Consider the following 16,283-nt stretch of genomic DNA (forward strand, 5'->3'; position numbering starts at 1 on the left):
CGACATGTCCGAGGACCCTGGCGATCCGGCCGGATTGGCGCTCGAGATTCACCGCCGTGCCCTGCGCACGCCACACGCCGAGGCCGTCGTCGACGGCGAAGTCCACCTCGACTACGCGGCGTTGAACGGGGGAGCCGCCACCGTCGCCCGGGAGCTGGGGCGTCTGGGAGTCACCGCGGGGCAGGCCGTGGCGGTGGCGCTGCCGCGGTCGTGGCGGCTGGTCTGTGTGATGCTGGGCATTCTGCGGCTGGGGGCGCAGGTCGTGCCCCTCGATACACAGAGCCCCGCCGAGCGCCGTCACTTCATGCTCCAGGACTCCGGCGCGGTCGCCCTGGTGCATGAGACGGCAGAGAGCTTCACCGGGCTCCCGGCGGACATCAAAGGGCTCGTCGCGGACACGCTTCTGCCCGAACCGCCGGACGCTGCCGCCCCGTTGGAGGCGCCGGCCGCCCCGGGCGAGGTGTCCTTCCTGTTCTACACCTCCGGAACGACCGGACGCCCGAAGGGGGTCGAGGTCCGCGACGCCGGGGTCCGGCGTCTGGCCCAACGCGGCTACATCCGCATCGCGCCCGACCTGCGCTATGCCTGTCTGGCCAATCCCGCGTTCGACGCGCTGAGCTTCGAAGTCTGGGTGCCCCTGCTGACCGGCGGCTGCTGCGTGATCCTGAGCGACGCGGACGTGCAGACGCCCGAGCGGCTCGCCGCGGCACTACGGCACGGGCGCGTGGACACCGTCTTCGTCACCACGGCCCTGTTCAACGCGATGGTCACGGCTGTGCCGGACTGCTTCGCCGCGGCCGGACAGGTCCTGGTGGGCGGTGAGCAGCTGAACGCACAGGTGATGCGCCGCTGGTACCGGGACAACCCCGACAGTGGCACCCGCCTGTTCAACGTCTACGGACCCACGGAGTCCACCACCTTCGCCCTGTGCCATCCCATCCCGCGGGACTTGGACGGCGACGTGGTGCCGATCGGCCGGCCCCTGCCGCAGACCGGTGCGGTCACGGTCGTACCGGGGCAGGAGCGGGTGGCCGCGCCGGGTGAGGTGGGCGAACTCCTGTTGAGCGGAGCCGGACTCGCCGTCGGATACCGCAACCTTCCCGACGAGACCGAGCGGCGCTTCGTGCGCCTGCCGTGGCTCGACGGCGGCGAGGAGACGTACTACCGCACCGGTGACCTCGTTCGTGCCGACGGCGAGGGCCTGGTGGAATACGTGGGCCGAACCGACCGCCAGGTCAAGGTCCGTGGCTTCAGGATCGAGCCCGGCGAGGTGGAACGGCGCGTCCTGACGCACCCGGCGGTCCAGCACGCCCATGTGTGCACGCGCCCCGCGGGCCGGGAGGGGCCCAATGAACTCCTGGCGTTCCTCGTCCTCGGCCAGGAACTGTCCTACGAGGAGTTCGACGGCCACCTGACGGCACAGCTGCCGGCCTATATGCGCCCCCACCGGATCCATCTCGTGGCCGACCTCACGCTCAACGCCAACGGCAAGGTCGACCAGACCGCCCTGCTGGAGCAGGCCACCCAGCCATGGCGGCCTGCCGCCTCCGACTCCGGCGCCCCGGCCACCACGGAGACGGAGCGCCAAGTCGTCGAACTGGCCGAGGAGATACTCGGCACCAGCGGCCTCCGGCTCGGCGACCGGTGGATCGCCGTCGGCGGTGACTCGCTGAAGGCACTGCGGTTCTGTTTCGCCGTACGTCAGCGCTGGGGCCGCGAGCTGACCCAGTCGGCCGTCCTGCACGGCGACCTGGCCGCCGTCGCCCGGTCGCTCGACACAGCCGGCCCCGGCGAGGAGAGCGCCTTGCCGACACCGGTGGTCTCCGGTGCCCGCTCGGCCCCCGCCACCAGCGAACAGCAGCGACTGTGGCTGATACAGCGCCGCACTCCCGACTCCCGGGCGTACTCCGTCAACCAGGCCTTCCGCGTGGACGGGCCCGTCGACACCACCGCACTGCGGCGGGCGCTGCGCAGCCTCGTGGCACGACACCCTTCGCTGCGGACGGGCTTCCACCTCGGCCCTGAGGGCCTGGAGCAGACCGTCGGCGAACCGTACGACCCCTGGCACGAGCCAGGTCCCCGCCGACTCTGGGAGGAGGAAGAAGCGCACGCCTTCGCCGACACCTTCTTCGCCGAACCCTTCGACCTCGCCGTCCCCCGCATGCTCCGAGCCTGCTGGCTGCCGCGTGACGGCGGCGGCACGCTCCTGGTGCACCTGCACCACATAGCCGTGGACGGCTGGTCGTTGAGCGTCCTGCTGCACGACCTGTCCGCCGACTACGCCGGAAGCGACCGGTCCGAGGCACCCTCTCCGACCCCACTGGACTTCGCCGTCTGGCAGCGCGACCGCTTCGCGAGCGCGGTCTACCGGACCCAGCGCGATGAACTCCTCGCGTTCTACCGCGGCTTGAACGAGCCGCTGGAGGCGCTGCCCATGCAGGGCGCGAGTACGGCACCCCGGGCACGCCTGCTGCACACGTCCCTCGACGTCGTTCGGCGGGCCCACGTCGACCACCTGTGCGCCGAGTACGGGCTGACCCGGTTCCAGGTCCTGCTGAGCGTGTTCTGCTGGTGCCTGTACGGCGTGACCGGCCTGGTCCGCCCGCGCATCGCCGCCCCGGTCGCGGGCCGACCGGTGCGCGAGTTCGAGAACAGCGCGGGCATGATGGCGAACACCGTGCTGCTGCCCCTGACCGTCACGCCCGGCGAGGATCTGCGCTCACATCTCGCCCGTACCGGAAACGACACCGGGCAGGTGCTGGGCCGCCAGGACGTGGCGTTCACCGACGTGCTGACCGGCTGGGAGGGCGTCGGCGACACCACACCGTTCGACTTCCTGTTCGTCCTGGAGAACACCGACTTCGGGGCGTTGCGGCTGCCCGGCTGCACCCAGCGCCCCCTGTGGTGGGCGGCACCGGAGGCCAAGTGCCCGCTGACGGTCTCCGTGATCGAGCATGCGGACGCGCTCGACGTGCTGTGGGAGTACGCCGAGGACCGGTTCACCGACGAGGACGTCGAGGCGATGGCGGAGCTGTTGCGGCGGGGCGTGGACGCGCTCGCGTCCGGTGGCCGCCGTACCGCCCGTGAACTCGTCCTCCCCTACCGGGACTCCCTTCCGCGCCACGGGCGCGGGCCCGCCCCCGAACCCGGCTTCACCACGATCGCCGAAGGCTTCAGCCGTCAGGTCGCCCGCACTCCGCACGCCCCCGCCGTCGTCACGGCCGACGGCGAGATGCTGAGCTATGCGGCCCTCGACGCCCGTGCGGCAGCGCTCGCCGCGGAACTGGCCGACCGGTACCCGATCCCGGCCGACGACAGCCCGTGCCGGGCGGCCCTTTACCTGGAGCCGTCCGCCGACCACGTGGTGGCGCTGCTGGCGCTGGCCAGGCTGAACGTCACCGCCGTCCCCCTCGACCCCTCCTACCCGGCCGACATGCTGCGCCGCGTCCTGGAACGGATCGACCCCCTGTGCGTCCTGACCACACGGGACAGCGCACCGGCGCTGGACACGCTGCTCCCGGACGGCGTGTCCCGCCACCTCGTCGTACCGGGGGCGGGCTCGCAGCCGCGAACGGGCGACGGCAGGGTGTCGTCGTACGGCGGGAACACCCGACGCACGGCCGACGCGCCGGCCCACAGCGGCGCCCGCCCCCTGTACACGCTGTTCACCTCCGGCTCCACCGGCGTCCCCAAGGGTGTACAGATCCAGGACCGCACCCTGTGCGACCTGATCAGGTGGCAGTCAGGTCCCGGCGGCCTGACCGCGCCCGCCGTCACCCAGCAGTTCTCGATGCTGTCGTTCGACGTGTCCTTCCAGGAGATCTTCGGGACCCTGTGCACCGGCGGCAGCCTCCGGCTCATCCGTCCCGAGTGGCGTCAGGACGTGCCCGCGCTCCTGGACCGGCTGGAGTCCGCGGGCGTCGAGCGGATCTTCATGCCCTACGTGGCCCTGCAACTGCTCGCCGAGTACGCCGTGCGCCTGGACAAGTATCCGTCCCGGCTGCGTGAAGTGATCACCGCGGGCGAGCAGTTGGTGTGCACCGACAGCATCCGGCGCTGGTTCGCCGGGCTCCCCGGCGCGCGGCTGTTCAACCACTACGGGCCGACCGAGACGCATGTGGTCAGCGCCCTGTGCCTGGAGGGAGATCCCGGGCGCTGGCCCGAGCGGCCCGCCATCGGACGTCCGGTGGCCGGGGCCGACCTGCGGGTGGTGGACGCCCAGGGCGACGCCGTCCCGGCCGGATGCACCGGCGAGCTGCTGATCGGCGGCACCATGACCACCCGCTGCTACCTCGACGAACCGGAACTCGACGACACCCGCTTCGTCCAACTCCCCGGCGACGCAAGCCTGTTCTACCGCAGCGGCGACCGGGCGTTCTTCGACCGCGAGGGTCTGCTGCACTACGCGGGCCGCGACGACCAGCAGATCAAACTGAGCGGGCACCGGCTCGAACTCGGTTCCGTCGAGGCGGCCCTGCTGCGCCATCCGGCGGTGGTCAACGCCGCCGTCACCCGTGACGGAGACCGGCTGACGGCCGGTCTGGAGATCCGTGGCGAAGCACCGACCGCCGACGAGCTGACCGCGCATCTGTCCGCCCTGCTGCCGTCGTTCGTACGTGTGGAGCGATTCCGCAGGCTGGAGAGACTGCCCCGCACACCCAGCGGCAAGCTCGACCGGCAGGCCGTGCTCGGGGCGCCGGGGAAGGAGTTACGTCGTTCGGCGGCCGCCCGCACGGGCCTGTCGGCCGAGGAGGAGCGCCTCACCGCTGCCTTCGAGGAGGTCACCGGGTCGGTGATCGCACCGGACCAGACCTTCTTCGAGGCAGGTGCCTCCAGTCTCGCCCTGATGCGCTTCCATCTGCGCTGCACCACGGCGCTGGGTCTGCGCTTCAGTGTCGCGGACCTCTTCGAGCACGTCACCGTCCGCTCCCTGGCCCGGCACCTCACCGCTCCCCGACCCCGGACCACACCGTCCGTGCAGAACGAGAGGCCTTGGGCACCCGGCGAGCCGATCGCGGTCGTCGGTATGGCGGTGCGGGTGCCCGGCGCACCGGACCTGGCCGCCTTCTGGGAACTGGTGGTCTCCGGCGGCACCGGAATCCGCCGCGTCGAAGCGCCGGACGGAGTGGTCGGCGTGCACAGCACGCTCGACGGCATGCTCGACTTCGACCCGGGCCACTTCGGCATCAGCCCCCAGGAGGCACGGCTGATGGACCCCCAGCAGCGTCACCTGCTGATGGCCGCCGTGCAGGCCCTGGCACACGCCGGAGTGGCGGACACCTCGGCCGCACGGGTGGGCCTGGTGGCGGGTGCGGGAGAGAACACGTACTTCCAGTCCCTGCTGCGCGAGGCGGACCCCGACCGGCTGCCCGACGGCTTCCAGCTCGCCCTGCACCACGACAAGGACTTCCTGGCCACCAAGGTCGCCTACCATCTCGGGCTGACCGGCCCGGCCTTCAGCGCCCAGACGGCCTGCTCCAGCTCCCTGGTCGCCGTGCACCTCGCCGCCGGTCTGCTCCGGCAGGACGAAGCCGACGTTGTGCTGGCCGGAGGAGTCCTCATCGATCCGGGGCTGACCGGCGGCTACCGCTATCGTCCGCAGCACATCTTCTCCGCGGACGGCGACTGCCGTCCCTTCAGCGACGACGCCACGGGCACGGTCGGCGCGAGCGGCGTCGGCGTGGTGGTCCTCAAGACGCTGCGGCAGGCACGGCGTGACGGCGACACCGTCTACGCAGTCATCACCGGCTCCGCGATCAACAACGACGGTGCGCAGAAGATGAGTTACACCGCACCGTCCCTGGCAGGGCAGCGGGAGGTGATCCGCACCGCCCTGTCCCGCGCCGGACGCACGGGCGCCGATCTCGGCTATGTGGAGGCCCACGGCACCGGTACCCGGCTCGGCGACCCGGTCGAAGTGGGGGCGCTGCGGCAGGCGTTCGACGTCGCTGAATCCGGCCGCTGCGCTCTGAGCTCCGTCAAGAGCCAGCTCGGCCACCTCGGCGCGGCCGCCGGAGTGGTGGGCCTCGTCCGCGCGGTCCTCGCCGTGCACCACGCCACGCTCCCGCCCAACCTCAACTTCCGTGCCTTCAACCCGGAGATCGGCCCCGACCCCACTCCCTTCCACATCCCGACCGAAGCCACACCCTGGCCCGAGGGACGCCACCGGGTGGCCGCTGTCAGCAGCTTCGGCATCGGCGGCACCAACGCCCACGTCATCGTCGAACAGGCCACCACGCCCGAGCCGGCAGCACCCCACGACGTCCCCAACTGCCTCGTGCTCTCCGCCTCCAGTCCGGACGCCCTCGCCGCCGACGCGGCTCGTATCGCCGACTACCTCCACCTGCACCCGGAGCGCCACGAGTCGGTGCTGCGCCATCTGCAGGCCGGGCGGGTCGTTCACCAACTGCGGGCCGCGGCACCAGTGACGGACGGCGCCGCGGCCGAGCACTGGCTGCGCGCGGTGGCTGCGGGAGCGGTGCCGCCCGGTACCGCGGACCCGGACGCCGTGCCGGTCTCCGCGGCCGGCCGAACGGCCCACGACCTCGCCGCGGAATGGGCCGCCGGACGCCCGGTCGACTGGGGAGCCGCGGGCTCAGCTCCGGCGCCCTGGGACTTCCCTCCCCCGTCCTTCTGTCTCGCGACATACGACTTCGACCGGCGATCTCAGAATCCGCGCGAGGCCCCGGCCGCCACACCCCGGCGGCTGCCCCGGGAGAACTGGCTGCACCAGCCGCACTGGGTGCGCCTGCGCCGTGCCGCCGTCGCGGACACCACCGTGCCGAACCGGCGAGCGTCCGCCGTGATCGTCGTAACGTCCCAGGACACTCCGCCGGCAGCGCTCGCGGCCTTCAAAGCGGTGGCACCACGAGTGATACGGGTCCGTCCGGCCGACACCTTCGCCCGCACAGGAGCTGACTCCTACGCTGTGGACCCTGCCGATCCGGCATCTGTGCGCCGACTGCTCGATGCGCTGTCCGAGGACGGTGTCCCGACCTCCCTCGACATGGAGTGGGTGCACGCCCTGCCCCTGGGCGTGACAGGGCCGGTCGGTCCCGGCACCCTGGAACGCGCCCGTCACGCCTGCCTGGACAGTACGGCGGCCCTGGCCCAGGCGCTGGCCGGGCGCAGCGACTCCCCACGCGTGTGGTGGCTGTCGTACGGCGCCCGGCCCGTGACGGGAACGGTGGAACGACCCGAACTCGCCCTCCTGGCCGGGCCCGTCGAGGTCTCCCATCAGGAGTCGGCCCTGAACGGCCACTGGCTCGACCTCCCCGACGGCGACCTCACCCGCTGGGCCGGACACGTGGCCTCGATCGTCGCCGAGACACATGAGGCCGGTCATCCGGACGGACCGGCCCTCCCCCGCCGGCTCGCCCTGCGGGAGGGTTACTGGTGGCGGCCCGGCACCGTGCCCGTACCGGCGCCGGAGGGTGTGCACGCCCGCGTACCGTCCGCACCCGACACCGTCCATCTGGTGCTCGGCGGCACGGGCGGCATGGGCCGAGCCATCGCCGCCTGGCTGCTCGAACACACCCGCGGCAAGGTGCTGTTGCTGTCGAGAAACCCGCGCCTGCCCGAGGAACTGAGCGGGTGGGCCGACCGCATCGGCCTCATCCCGGCGGATCTCGCGACCATGTCCGTTCACGGCGTGGCCGCGGCCGTCGCCGAGCACACGTCACGGCTGGACGCCGTCGTCCACGCGGCCGGTCTCGGACACGGCGGGCTGCTCGTACGACGTGACGCCACCGCGATGCGCGAGGCCGCGGCGGTCCGCGAAAGGGGCGCACTCGTCGTCGAACACCTCATCGGCGTCTTCCGCCCGGAGATCGCTGTCTACTGCTCCTCGATGTCCGCCGTGCTCGGCGGTGTCGGCCAGAGCGACTACGCGGCAGGCGCGAGCCTCCTCGACGGCTTCGCCCACCACCGGGCCACCGGGGCGGAGACGACCGTCAGGATCGGCATCGACTGGGACATCTGGCGGGAGACCGGCATGGCGACGAGGGTCCCGGCCCCGGACAGCCGCCATCAGGCCCACCTCTCCGTCGGCCTGAGCGTGGAGGAGGGCAAAGCGGTCTTCGGCCATGCCCTCGCCCTGCAACTGCCTCAACTCCTCGTGTCCACAACCGATATCGAGGCCTCCCGAGCCTTCTACGCTCCTGCCGGAACCACGGATCGCACCTCACCGGCGCGCGTGACGGACACGCACAAGGAAGTCCCCCACGCAGGGGGTGCAGGAGAGCGGGCGGACGCCATGGCCCGGGTGATCAAGGAGCTGCTCGGCGTGGACGAACTGGACCCCGAGGACTCCCTCTACGACCTGGGCGCCGACTCGCTGACCCTGATCAGCCTCATCGCCCAGATCGAGGACGACTACGGCGTCGAGTTCGACCTGGCCTCCTTCAGCCACCGCGTCAGCCTCACGGAGATCCTCAAACACATCGAGGCGGCCCTCACGTCCACCGAGCACACCGCGGAGACGGCGGCAACGACCTCCACCGTCGTCCTCGACATCTGGCAGGAGGGAACCGGTCCGGCCGTCCTGTGCCTGATCCACCCCGTGGGCGGAGACATCCAGGCCTACCGCCCCCTCGTGGCAGCCCTCGGCCCCGCCCCGACGGTGTGCCTCATCGCCGACCCGGCACTCCGTGACGCCGGGATGCCCGCGTGGTCACTGGCCGAACGAGCCCATCACTACGACGCGGCCCTGCGCGGCCACTTCGGCCCAGGACGCGACCACCGGCTCCATTTGGCCGGATGGTCCTACGGGGCCCGTGTGGCGATGGAGATGGCAGCCCTCGCCGAGGCGGCCGGCCGGCCACCGCAAGCGCTCCACCTCCTCGATCCGCCACCGCCCCAGGCGGAAGCGCTGGTGTCCGCATATGACGAATCCCGGCTGGAAAAGGTGTTCGCCGCCGAACTCGGCGCCGGCGCCGCCTCGTTGCCGACCGAGCACGCACAGGCGTAGGCCGACAGGCTGGCCCGTTGCTGCCGCGCGAACCTGCGCAGCCTCGGGGAGCATCGCGTACGACCGCTCGTCTCCGTCCCCACCTGTCTCTGGTTGGCCGAACACCCCACGCCGGGTATGCCCAGCCCCGCGGACCCCGCGGAGGCGGAGCGGCAGTGGAACACCTGCCTGCCCCCGTCCGCCGTACGCAGGTATCTGCCCACGGACCACTACGGCATCGTCGCCGCGCCCCACGTGGACACGGTGGCCACGGCCATCAGGGCCACGCTGTCCTCCCCGGATGCCCTTGCCCACCGCACCGCTGACCTGTAAATCCGCACCGCGCCCCTGGAGGACGACATGGAGTCGTACGAGCTCGAAGCACTGGAAGCGGTGACCACGCGTCCCACACACCCCTACGGCACGATCACCGTCGAAAGAATCACTCCCGTCCTGGGAGCGGAAGTCTCCGGCGTCGACCTGTCCAAGGAGATCCAGCCCGAGCAACTGCAGGACATCCGGGCCGCCTTCCGTGACCACCACGTCCTCGTCTTCCGCGACCAGGGCATCACCGCCGAGCACCACAAGCGCTTCGCCGCCGCCTTCGGCGAACTGCGCCCCGTCAACCCGCCTCCGCCCGAGGGCGATCCGTACATCCTGGAGATCCGTACGACCTCGGCCGCGGCGGACGTGGCCGGCAACGGCTGGCACGCGGACGGCACCGCCGACGCCGAACCGTCACTGGGGTCGATGCTCTACATCACCGAGACACCGGAGCCGGGATGCGGCGGCGACACCCTCTTCGCCAACATGCACCTCGCCTACGACATGCTCTCCCCGGCGATGCGTGCCCTGCTGGACACGCTGACCGCGATACACGACGGCGCGCAGGCCCTGGCCGGCTACACACCGCCGCCGGACTACGTCATCCCGAAGAGCGAACACCCGGTCGTCGCCCGGCACCCCGAGACCGACCGCAAACTCCTGTACGTCAACAAGGCCTACACCAGCCGCATCCCGCAGCTCTCGCCCGACGAGAGCCGAGCCCTGCTCGACGTCCTCTTCGACATCATCGCCCGCAGGCCGGTCCTGCACTGCCGCGTCCGCTGGACCCCGGGCACGCTGGTCTTCTGGGACAACCGCTGCGTCCAGCACCACGCGACCTACGACTACTACCCCTACGCCCGCTACGGCCGTCGCGTCGCCATCAACGGCGGACCGATCAAGGGCTGAGTTGAGCATGGTCTCGGAAACGCGGCCCCCCATCGGCCCGGCCGCACCCAGCTGTGGGCGCGGCCGGGCGCTTGGTCTATGTGCCCGGCTCGCACAGGTAGAGGGTCTGCCCGGTGACCGTGGTCATCGCGGCCCGTCGCGACAGGGCCGGGCTCCCGGCCGTGGCAGCCGAGCCGCCGTACGCCGAGGCTGGGACCTTGGTGCAGCCGGCCTGTACCCAGGCGGTGATCTGTGCGGCCGCCGTCCCGTCACCGGAGACGCCCTGTGCGGCGCCGCCCGGCACGGCGCCGACGCCCCTCCCCCGTCCGCCACCGAGCAGGACGTATCGCACCTCGCCGCTGTCGACCAGGTGGCGGAACCGGTTCTCGGTCGGGGACGGCACCCGGCCGCTGAAGCCGCCGATCGGCAGGACCTTCGCGCCGGCCGCCAGAATGTACGGCGACGCCGTGCTCCAGCTGGTGGTGGCGAACACATAGGCCGCCGAGCCGTCATGGGCGCGCGTGTAGGCCAGCAGCCGCTGCTGTGCGGGGGTCAGCGCACCGCCCGAGGCCGCGCCACCGAAACCGCCCATGCGACCGGCGGTCCCAGCCCGGGCAACGCCGGACGCGCCGCTGCGGGCCACTTGCCTTGACGTCGCGCCGCCGGCCCAGGCCATGCGTCCGAATCGGGCCGCCCCGAAACCGCGGCCGGTGCCCGACGGACCGACCGCGCCCATCACACTGGTGCTGTACGACGGCGCGAAGACCTGCACCGCCCACGCGCTCGGCGCCAGGAGAAGAGCCGCCAGCGCGGCGCCGAGACCACCGAGCGCCAGTCTGCCGCCGGCCCGGCGTCCGCCCGGACGTGCCAGCAGGAGAAGGGCCAGTGCCGCGGCAGTGAGCACGACCACCGCGGGCGCCAACCACGGTGCGAAGGACGTGAACTGCCCGGCGAGATACGCCGCCCAGGCAGCGGTCGCCGCCACCGCGCCCGGCAGGGCCCAGGCGCGCGGTCCACCGGCCCGGTAGGCGCGCCACATCAGCACCGTCCCGGCGCCGGTGAGCGCGGCGAGCGGTACGGCGATGACGCCCTGGACGCCCGCCGTGTCCGGGGACGCGTCGGCGAGGTCCTGGGCGAGCTGCTCGCACCAGTGCGGGCCGACCTGGACGTCGTCGTCGAGGAAGGCGATCCACGGTGAGGCGACCGCGCGCAGTCCGGTGTTGCGGGCGGCGGCGGGTCCCCGGCCGCGGCTGCGCAGCACGGTCGTACGGCCGCGCAGGTCGCCCAGGACGGCGAGCGGGTGTTCCAGGGGTTCGGAGGTGGCGTCGGGGCGGTCGTCGACCAGGACGATCTCGGCGGGGCGCGGGCCGGTCGCGGCGGCCAGCGCCGCGAGACAGTCGGCGAGGGTGTCCCTCACGAGGGTCGGGATCACGACGGCGTACGCGGTCATCCGAAGGCCCTCCCCCGGCGGACCGCGAACGGTCCGAGCGCCAGCAGGTCCACGGGCGCCGAGCCGAAGCACTCCAGCGCGTCGCGGGGGTCGTCGACCATGGGCCGGCCGGCGGTGTTGAGGCTGGTGTTGACGACGACGGGCAGCCCGGTGCGCCGTTCGAAGGCGGCCAGCATCCGCGCGACGAGGGGTTCGTCGCGCTCGTCGACGGTCTGGATGCGGGCGGTGCCGTCGACGTGCACGACGGCGGGGATCCGCTCGCGCCACTCGGCCGCGACCTCGTGGACGAAGAGCATGTACGGGCTCGGCAGCGGTCCGGCGAACAGTTCGTGGGCGCGGCCGGCGGCGACCATGGGGGCGACCGGGCGGAACTCCTCGCGGCCCTTGACGTGGTTGAGGCGCTCCAGGTTCTCGGCGCGGCCCGGGTGGGCGAGCAGGGAGCGGTGTCCGAGGGCCCGCGGCCCGTACTCGCTGCGGCCCTGGAACCAGGCGACGACGCCGTCCCGGGCGAGTTCCTCGGCGACCGTCTCGGCGATGTCGTCGGGCCGTTCGTAGGGTACGGCGGCCCGCTCCAGCCAGGCGCGCAGTTCCTCGTCGCTCCAGCCGCGGCCGAGGGCGGGGCCGGGCATGGGCTGCGGGGCGCCCTCGTTCGCCGCGAGGTGCAGGGCGCCGCCGAGGGCGGTCCCGGCGTCGCCTGCGGCGGGCTGCACCCAGACGTTCCGGTACGGGCCGCGCGCGGCGATCTTGGAGTTGGCGACGCAGTTCAGGGCGACCCCGCCCGCCATGGTGAGCGTCTCGCCGCCGGCCTCGCCGTGCAGCCAGTGGACGAGTTCGAGCAGGACCTCCTCGAGCACGGCCTGGGCGCTGGCGGCGAGGTCGGCGTGGTCGCGGGTCCATGGCTCGTCCTTGGCGCGGGGCGGGGCGAGCGAGCCCCAGTCGACGCCGTGGGCGCGGAAGCCGCCGTGGCCGGTGGGGTGGACGTACTGCCGGAGCTGGGGCAGGAAGCGGGGGGTGCCGTAGGAGGCGAGGGCCATCACCTTGTACTCGTCGCTGCTGCGCAGGAAGCCGAGGTGGGCGGTGAGCTCCTCGTAGACCAGGCCGAGGGAGTCGGGCAGGCCCTGGGCGGCGAGGGTGTCGAGCTTGCCGTCGCGGTAGCGGCCGGCCAGGTGGGAGGCGCTTTCGCCGCGGCCGTCGAGGACCAGCACGTCGTTGTCCGGGTGCGGGGAGGCGGGCCCGGCGGAGGCGGCGTGCGCGACGTGGTGGGGGACGAAGACGACCCGGTCGGGGTCGAGTCCGGGCAGGGCCTCGGCGAGGAAGCCGGGGGCGCGGCGGGCGTACTCCAGCCGGAGCGGGTCCCAGGGGTCGTCGAGGCCCATCTGAGCGGCGGGGCGGGCGAGCTTCGGGTCGAAGGAGTAGGCGACGGCGTCGAGGTCCTCGGGCCCGAGGCCCGCCTGCTCCAGGCACCAGCGAGCGGACTGCTGGGGCAGTTCCCAGGCGGAGAAGGGCAGGGGCCGCTTGCCGTGCTTGCGGCGGCTGAATCGCTCCTCCTCGGCGGCGGCGACCGTGCGGCCGTCGACGACGAGGGCTGCTGCCGGGTCGTGGAACAAAGCGTTGATGCCGAGGATGCGCATGGGGGGGTGCTCCGTCACGAGGTCCGGGTGGCGTCAGAGGGGGCGGGTGCCGCAGGCCAGTTGGCTCAAACACTTGGAGCCAACTTGCCCCGCAAAAAGCTGATATTTCACTATCTGTACGGCGGCGGTCGACGCTGGGTCGCTCCGGTCAGGCCGCGACGGCCCGGGCGAACCAGCCGATGGTGCGCTCCAGCCCCTCGGCCCACCCGACCCTCGGCTGCCAGCCGAGCCGTTCCCGGGCCAGCCGGGTGTCGGGGCGGCGGCGGGCGGGGTCGTCGGCGGGGCGCTCGACGAACCGGACGCGGGAGGCGGATCCGGTGAGGTCGATGATCCGGCGGGCGAGGTCGAGCATGGTGATCTCCTCGCCGCCGCCGATGTTGACGGGCCCCCGCTCACCGGAGGCGGCCAGCGCGAGCACGCCGTCGACCGTGTCGTCGACGTAGCACAGGGAGCGGGTCTGACTGCCGTCCCCGGCGACGGTGAGCGGGGCTCCGTCCAGCGCCTGGGAGACGAAGGCCGGGACGGCGCGGCCGTCGCCGGTGCGCATCCGGGGGCCGTAGGTGTTGAAGATCCGCACGATGGCGGTGTCGGTGCCGTGCACCTTGCGGTGGGCGGTGACCAGGGCCTCGGCGAACCGCTTGGACTCGTCGTAGACGCTGCGCGGGCCGACGGGGTTGACGTTGCCCCAGTACCCCTCGTGCTGCGGATGCTCCAGTGGGTCGCCGTACACCTCGGAGGTGGAGGCGAGGACGAAGCGGGCCCCGTCGGCGCGGGCGCGCTCCAGGGCGTTGCGGGTGCCGCTGCTGCCGACGTCGAGGGTCTCCAGCGGCAGCCGCAGGTAGTCGGCCGGTGAGGCGGGGCAGGCGAAGTGCAGGACGAGGTCGAAGCGGCCGGGCAGGGCGCGTACGGCGGCGGGGTCGGTGGCGTCGGCGCGCACGAAGCGGAAGCCGGGCCGTTGTTCGAGTTCGGCCACGTTGGACCGTGATCCGGTGCAGAGGTTGTCCAGGCACACCACGTCGCTGCCGGTCTCCAGCAGGCTGCCGCACAGGTGGGAGCCGACGAACCCGGCTCCACCGGTGACCAGGGCCCGGCGCCACAGGTTTCCGCTCATGGGTCGCTCCTCACTCGCGCCGTCACTTGCGTGTCGGCGCGAGTAACCCTGTGGCGGGCTCGCATACCTGGATCCGGCTCACGATCACCCACTATGCACGGCGTCTGTACACGCCGTGTACAGTCCCGCAGCGGCGCTCACCAGGTCAGGTGCAGGGCCTGGGGTGAGCGGTGGATCATCGTGGGCCGCATGACCACCGGACGGTCCGACGCGAGCCGCAGGCCCGGCAGCCGGCGGGTCAACTCCTCCAGGGTGAGCCTGAGTTGTTCGCGGGCCAGCTGGGCGCCGGGGCAGCCGTGCACGCCGAGCCCGAAGGCGAGATGGCGCACCGGAGGGCGGGTGATGTCGAACGTGTCCGGGTCCGGATGGCGGGCGGCGTCCCGGTTGGCGGCGCCGAAGGCGACGAACAATGTCGCCCCGGCCGGGAGTTGGGTGCCGGCGAGGGTGAGCGGGCGGGTGGTGATCCGGCGGAAGCCCTGCAGGACGCTGTCGTGGCGGGCGGCCTCCTCGACGGCGGCGGGGATCCTCTCGGGCTCGGCGCACAGCAGTTCCCACTGGTCCGGGTGGCGGAGCAGGTGGAGGACGGTCGTGCCGACGAGCGCGGTCGTGGTCAGGTGACCGGCGAGCAGCAGGTTCTGCAGATGGGCGACGAGTTCGTGCCGGTGCTCCAGGGTCGGTTCACCCTCCGGGACGACGGACCTGACGAGTTCCGTGCACAGGTCGTCGCGGGGCTCGGTGTGCCGGGCCCGGACGTACCGCTCCAGGGTGCGCTGCATCGCGACCACGTCCTCGGCGGCCGCGATCTGCTCGTCCTCGGCCAGCGGGCGGAACAGCAGTTCCTCGGCGCGGTGTCCGCCGTGCACGACGCCGGGGACGTCGGCGGGGTCGAGACCGACGACCCGGCCGATGACCTCGCCGGGAAGCCGCTGCGCGTACGCCGACATCAGCTCGACGTGCCCGTCCTTCACGAACCCGTCGACCAGGGCGGCGGCGCGCTCGGCGGCGTACGGCAGGACGGCGGCCACCCGGGCCGGCGACAGGCCGCGCACGATCGGTGCGCGCAGTTCCTGGTGCCGGGGGCCGTCGGTGCCGACGACCACGGGCCGGCCGCCGAAGCCGCCGGCGAGGACGGCGAACGCCGCGGGCGAGGGCATCACGTCGGGGGTGAGGGCGTTGGCCGACGAGAAGTCCTGCGGCCTGCGCAGGACTTCGCGGACGTCGGCGTCCCGGGCGACCAGCCAGGCGTCGAGTTCGGCGAGGTGGGTCAGGCCGTCGGCGCGCCGGGCCCGCTCGTAGTGCGGATATGGATCGCGTTGCAACTCGTCTAGTCCTGGGCGCAGTTGACGGTCCATGAGGCGCCTTCCGGGCGGCGGCGGGACGGGCTCTCAGGGTGCCGTACGGGTGTGCGGATGCGGTAGGGGTCGTCCTGCCGGCGCCGTCGGCGGTGTCGCGCGCTCCAGGCACGTGGGTGGCCGTCCGCGCCCCTTCACTGCGCCAAGTGTGTGACGCGCCACGGAAGAGCACGCTGAGCAGCCCGGATTCCCTACGATGCGTCACGTGGTCAACATCCTCCTCGAACGCACCGCGCCGCTCCCCCTCCCCGAGGCCTGGCGCCGCCTCACGGAGTGGCCCCGGCACGGCGAGGTGGTCCCCCTGACCCGCGTCACCGTGCTCACCGCGCCACCGACCCATGAGGGCACGGTGATCGTCGCCCGTACCGGCCTCGGTCCCCTCGCCTTCGAGGACCGCATGGAGGTCACGGTCTGGCACCCGCCGACGGACGAGGAACCCGGCCTGGTCCGCCTGGAGAAACGCGGCCGGGTGGTGAAGGGCTGGGCGGAGATCGAGGTACGCCCGGGCCCGGGCGGCCGCAGCCGTGTCATCTGGCGCGAGGAACTCACGGTCCCGCTCCTCCCCGGCTGTCTCTTATAC

Annotated in this window: 8 protein-coding genes and 1 pseudogene; 4 read left to right on the plus strand and 5 right to left on the minus strand. The window is 72.6% G+C overall.

Features of this window, described 5'->3' with window-relative positions; genetic code table 11:
* Positions 1-4 precede the first annotated feature (4 nt).
* The 3 genes from GRC12_RS15020 (at position 5) to GRC12_RS15025 (ending at position 10,180) form a co-directional block, all read left to right on the plus strand.
* On the plus strand, positions 5-8,968 hold the full coding sequence (locus GRC12_RS15020; protein WP_308286554.1) for a non-ribosomal peptide synthetase: 8,964 nt from the start codon (positions 5-7) through the stop codon (positions 8,966-8,968).
* 117 nt (positions 8,969-9,085) lie between these two features.
* Positions 9,086-9,280 (plus strand): hypothetical protein, encoded by a 195-nt coding sequence (locus GRC12_RS46715; protein ID WP_308286555.1) that lies wholly within the window; start codon positions 9,086-9,088, stop codon positions 9,278-9,280.
* Positions 9,281-9,307: 27 nt separating this feature from the next.
* The gene (locus tag GRC12_RS15025; protein WP_208779744.1) at positions 9,308-10,180 is read left to right on the plus strand and encodes a TauD/TfdA dioxygenase family protein; all 873 of its coding nucleotides are present in this window, start codon (positions 9,308-9,310) and stop codon (positions 10,178-10,180) included.
* Between the two features lie 76 nt (positions 10,181-10,256).
* On the opposite strand, the gene GRC12_RS47120 is transcribed toward GRC12_RS15025, so the two are convergent.
* From GRC12_RS47120 to GRC12_RS15045, 5 genes and pseudogenes are all read right to left on the minus strand, one after another.
* Entirely contained in the window at positions 10,257-11,198 is a 942-nt protein-coding gene (locus GRC12_RS47120) for a hypothetical protein (protein ID WP_439959888.1), read from the minus strand.
* Between the two features lie 11 nt (positions 11,199-11,209).
* Positions 11,210-11,609, minus strand: a pseudogene (locus tag GRC12_RS15030) (glycosyltransferase family 2 protein); the annotation flags it as partial.
* Positions 11,606-13,240, minus strand: a complete 1,635-nt coding sequence (locus tag GRC12_RS15035; RefSeq protein WP_208779745.1) for a carbamoyltransferase family protein — start codon at positions 13,238-13,240, stop codon at positions 11,606-11,608. The pseudogene GRC12_RS15030 and the gene GRC12_RS15035, both read right to left, overlap by 4 nt.
* A gap of 148 nt (positions 13,241-13,388) precedes the next feature.
* Complete coding sequence (locus GRC12_RS15040) at positions 13,389-14,351, minus strand: UDP-glucuronic acid decarboxylase family protein (protein WP_208779746.1); 963 nt, start codon at positions 14,349-14,351, stop codon at positions 13,389-13,391.
* 137 nt (positions 14,352-14,488) lie between these two features.
* A complete protein-coding gene (locus tag GRC12_RS15045; RefSeq protein WP_208779747.1) occupies positions 14,489-15,703 on the minus strand; it encodes a cytochrome P450 in 1,215 nt (404 codons plus the stop codon).
* 205 nt (positions 15,704-15,908) lie between these two features.
* On the opposite strand from GRC12_RS15045, the gene GRC12_RS15050 reads away from it, so the two are divergent.
* On the plus strand, positions 15,909-16,283 hold a 375-nt coding region (locus GRC12_RS15050; RefSeq protein ID WP_208779748.1), incomplete at its 3' end, for an SRPBCC family protein.

Source organism: Streptomyces griseorubiginosus (assembly GCF_017614965.1).
In the GTDB taxonomy this organism is placed as follows: domain Bacteria; phylum Actinomycetota; class Actinomycetes; order Streptomycetales; family Streptomycetaceae; genus Streptomyces; species Streptomyces griseorubiginosus_B.